At 72.0% G+C, this 3,595-nt stretch carries 4 protein-coding genes; 1 reads left to right on the top strand and 3 read right to left on the bottom strand.

Annotated elements, in window-relative coordinates; all coding sequences use genetic code 11:
- Positions 1–201: 201 nt before the first annotated feature.
- Together AB0J52_RS32175 and AB0J52_RS32170 are read right to left on the bottom strand one after the other, a co-directional pair.
- A complete protein-coding gene (locus AB0J52_RS32175) occupies positions 202–1,770 on the bottom strand; it encodes a multicopper oxidase family protein (RefSeq protein ID WP_500186581.1) in 1,569 nt (522 codons plus the stop codon).
- Positions 1,770–2,192, bottom strand: coding sequence for a hypothetical protein (locus tag AB0J52_RS32170; RefSeq protein WP_500186580.1), 423 nt, complete (start codon positions 2,190–2,192; stop codon positions 1,770–1,772). Before AB0J52_RS32170 ends, AB0J52_RS32175 begins: the two co-directional genes overlap by 1 nt.
- An 87-nt stretch (positions 2,193–2,279) precedes the next feature.
- Here AB0J52_RS32170 and AB0J52_RS32165 point away from each other — a divergent pair, with 87 nt between their 5' ends.
- Positions 2,280–2,708, top strand: coding sequence for a MarR family winged helix-turn-helix transcriptional regulator (locus tag AB0J52_RS32165; protein WP_500186578.1), 429 nt, complete (start codon positions 2,280–2,282; stop codon positions 2,706–2,708).
- A 39-nt stretch (positions 2,709–2,747) separates the two neighbouring features.
- Here the strand turns inward: AB0J52_RS32165 and AB0J52_RS32160 are convergent.
- Positions 2,748–3,595: hypothetical protein (locus AB0J52_RS32160; RefSeq protein ID WP_500186577.1), on the bottom strand; the 848-nt coding region annotated here is incomplete at its 5' end.

Below are 3,595 nucleotides of genomic sequence, written 5' to 3'. Positions count from 1 at the left end.
GCCTGCCCGCCCTGCGAACCCCGGTGGGACTCCACCGCCCATCCCGCCGCCAGGACCGCCCCCAGCGCCGTGGCGGCACCCGCCGCCACCAGCCCGCTTCTCCGCACACGCCCCCCGAACATGATCGTTGTGATCACCGGACCGGTCTTTCCCCGGTGATCGACCGCTCAGGGTAACGCCAGGAGAATCTTGGCCGGACACTTACTCCGTCGTGAAGTCGGCCATCATCGCCATGTCCTCGTGCTCCAGGTTGTGGCAGTGGAACACGAACGCGCCCGGATAGTCGGTGAAGCGCACCGCGACCTCGGCGGCCTCGGCGGGGCGCAGGTCCATCGTGTCCTTCCAGCCGTGGTCGGACGGGCCGAGGCCGCGGGTGCCGCGCGAGACGACCTGGAAGTGGTCCAGGTGCAGGTGGATCGGGTGGTGGAGGTCGGTGACGAACCGCCACCGCTCCAGCTGCCCCAGCCTCGGGCGCGCCAGGGGCCTGCCGGGCTCGTAGTCCCGCCCGTTCACCTGCCAGCTGTTGCCCCGCTTCTGCAGCAGGAACGTCCTGGTCACCGCGGCCTTCGCCGGGTCGTGCAGGGGGATCTTGGAGAGTCGCGCCGGGACGGACGAGTCCTCGCGCGGCGCCTTGGCCGACGGCGACACGTCGAACGCCATGATCTCCCGCGTCCGGCCGCTCTCCAGCAGGTTCACCAGCCGCACCCGGGTGCCCGGACGGTACCGGGCGAAGTCGACGACCACGTCGAACCGCTCGGCGGGGGCCGCGTCGATGCCGTCGTGCGCGATCGGCCTGGCGAGCAGCCCGCCGTCCGAGCCGATCTGCACCATGCCCTTGCCGCCGGGCGGCGGCGGGTCGAGCGCGAGCCGGTAGTTGCGGGCGTTGGAGGCGTTCAGCAGCCGCAGCCGGTAGCGCAGCCGCCGCACCTGGTGCACCGGCCACGGGACGCCGTTGACCAGGATGACGTCCCCGAGCACGCCGTTCATGTGGGCGGCGTGGACGCCGGGCACGCTCGCCAGCGTCCGGTCGATGGACGGGTAGCGGAACGCGCCGTCCGCCTCGAACGACCGGTCGGCGATCATCAGCGGGAGGTCGCGGTCGCCGCGCGGCAGCGGCAGCCGCTCCTCCTCGTCGTCGGTGACCAGGTGGAACCCGGCCAGCCCGCGCCACACGCTGGCGCCGGTGAAGCCCATGCGGTGGTCGTGGTACCAGAGCGTCGCCGCCCGCTGGTTCATCGGATAGGTGTAGTCGCGCTGGCCCACGACGGGCTTGCCGGGCATCGGGTGGCCGCCCATCGCCATGGTCGGCTTCCCGCCCCGGGGCAGGATCTCGTCGCCCGGGTAGCCGTCGCTGTCGTGCGGCGTGTGCCCGCCGTGCAGGTGGACGACCACGGGCCGGGGCAGCTCGTTCCGGTGCCGGACGACCGTCCGGCGGCCCGAGCGGGACACGATCGTCGGCCCGGGGAACGTTCCGCTATAGGTCCAGGCCGTCGTCCGCGCGCCGGGCAGGATCTCCAGGTCGGCGGCCCGCTGGACGATCTCGTAGTAGTCGGTCGTCGCGTCCGTGCGGACCGGCCGCAGCACCGGCGGCAGCCGCAGCGGCTGCTCGAAGGGCTTCGGCAGCGGCCGCCGGCTCGCCAGCAGGCGGCCGGGCGGCACGGTGCCGAGGTAGCGCGCGCCGCCGAGCGCCACCGCGCCCGCGCCGACGCCGACGGCCACTCCGGCCCCGATGAAACCGCGCCGGGACAGCGCGCCTCGTCCGCGCGCCATCACACGGCCTCCGAGACGCGCTCGTCCTCGGTCGCGACCGCGCCGTCGCGCGCCCCGACCTGGAACGCCAGGCGGATCAGCGTCACCGCGCCGACCAGCAGGGCCGTCCCCAGCGGGACGTGCACGGCGAGCACCCGTCCGTACCCGATGAACATCTGGACGATCTCAAGGACCAGCATCACGGCGGCGGGGCCGACGGGACGGGCCGGGCCGCCGCCCGGCCGCCACAGCAGCAGGGCCGCCGCGACCGTCACCATCCCGACGAGGATCGTGAACATGGCGTTGGCGCTGTGCATGCTCAGCGCGCCGTAGCCGCCGGACAGGAAGCGTCCCGCCAGGATCGCCTGAAGGAGGATCAGCAGGGCCTGCAGCACGGCCGCCACCCGGAAGAGCAGCACCGTCCAGCGCTTGGGTCGTCGCATGAGGGGGGGTCCTCGATTTCACGTGAGATGGTCTCAGATGAATCTATCTCATCCGAAACCATCTCAAGAGGTCTAGAGTGGGAATCCGTGACGAACAGTTCGGACGGCCCACCGGTGGGCATGCTGCTGCGGCTGGCCCACCTCCGCGCCCGCGACGCCTTCGCCGAGGCGCTGAAGCCGCTCGGCCTGAAGACCTACCACTACGGCGCGCTGATGGTGGTCCACCGCAAGGGCCCGTGCAGCCAGCGGGAGCTGTCCGCCGCGCTGGCCACCGACAAGTCCACGATGGTCCGCCTGATCGACGACCTGGAGCACATGGGCCTGATCAGCCGGGACCGCCTGCCGAACGACCGCCGCACCCACGCGATCAGCCTCACCGCCAAGGGCCGCGAGGTCACCGAGAAGGCCCACGCCATCTCGGCGGTGATCCACGACGAGCTCCTGGAGGGCTTCACGGACGCCGAACGCCGCACCCTGCAAAGCCTGCTCGTCCGGTTGACGCGGTACGAACCCTGACGCGCGGCCGGGCTTCTGCGCGTCAGGTGAAGGCGCGCGTCAGGTGAGGAAGCCGCCGAGGCTGCGGTTCTGCGAGACGGCGGTGTCGAAGGCGAGCGGGCAGGCGAGCGTCAGCGTCTTGAACGGCTCGGGCAGCTGGACGTGCTGGCGCAGCACGTACCGGTCCGAACCGGTGAACGCCTGGGCGAGCAGGTCGCCGAAGCCCTCGCTGGCACGGCGGAACAGGGCCAGCTCGTTCTCCGCGTTGTCCTTGACCCGGCCGCCGAGCAGTTCGTAATAGCCGATCTGCTGGTCGTAGGCGTCCAGCAGCTCCCACCCGCGCAGCGCCCGTTTCCGCAGGTAGCCGAGGGGCTGGTTGTGCGGGGACAGGATCTGCATCTTGGGCGTGTGGGCGAACCCGTACGGCTTGTAGAACTGGAACAGCGGCATGCCGTCCGGACGCATGATGGTCAGGCGGCGCTCGGCGTTGTTCTGCGTGCCCTGGTTGAGGGCGCGGAACACCTTGCGCGCGCCGTTGACCCCCTCTTCCCGGACGTACGCGGCGGGCCGTCCGTCGGCCGACCAGATCGTGTAGTTCGCCTCGACCGAGAAGAACCCCTGCGGCTGGTCGTACACCAGGAGCGACTCGGCATAGAGGTCGGCCGGACCGGGCTGCGGCGGCCCCTGCTGATAAGCCTGCGGCGGCGGAGCCTGCGGGTAGGCCTGGGGCGGAGCCTGCTGGTAAGCCTGCGGTGGGGCCTGCTGGTAGGCCTGCGGCGGATACCCCGGCTGCGGGTGGTGCTGAGGAGGAGCGGGCTGCGTGTACGCCTGCTGCGGCGGCCCCGGCTGCGGGTAGCCCTGCGGCGCGTACCCGGGGTGCGCGTAGCCCGGCTGCGGCTGCGGGTGCG

This window comes from Spirillospora sp. NPDC049652, from assembly GCF_040675125.1.
Classification (GTDB): domain Bacteria; phylum Actinomycetota; class Actinomycetes; order Streptosporangiales; family Streptosporangiaceae; genus Spirillospora.
Note: the sequence above shows the minus strand (reverse complement) of the source record. Positions and strands in the feature narration are given on the sequence as shown.

What these genes read in the sequence shown, in the direction of transcription:
- AB0J52_RS32175 (WP_500186581.1), bottom strand. Translation starts at nt 1,770, where the DNA reads ATGGCGCGCGGACGAGGCGCGCTGTCCCGGCGCGGTTTCATCGGGGCC.
- AB0J52_RS32170 (WP_500186580.1), bottom strand. Translation starts at nt 2,192, where the DNA reads ATGCGACGACCCAAGCGCTGGACGGTGCTGCTCTTCCGGGTGGCGGCC.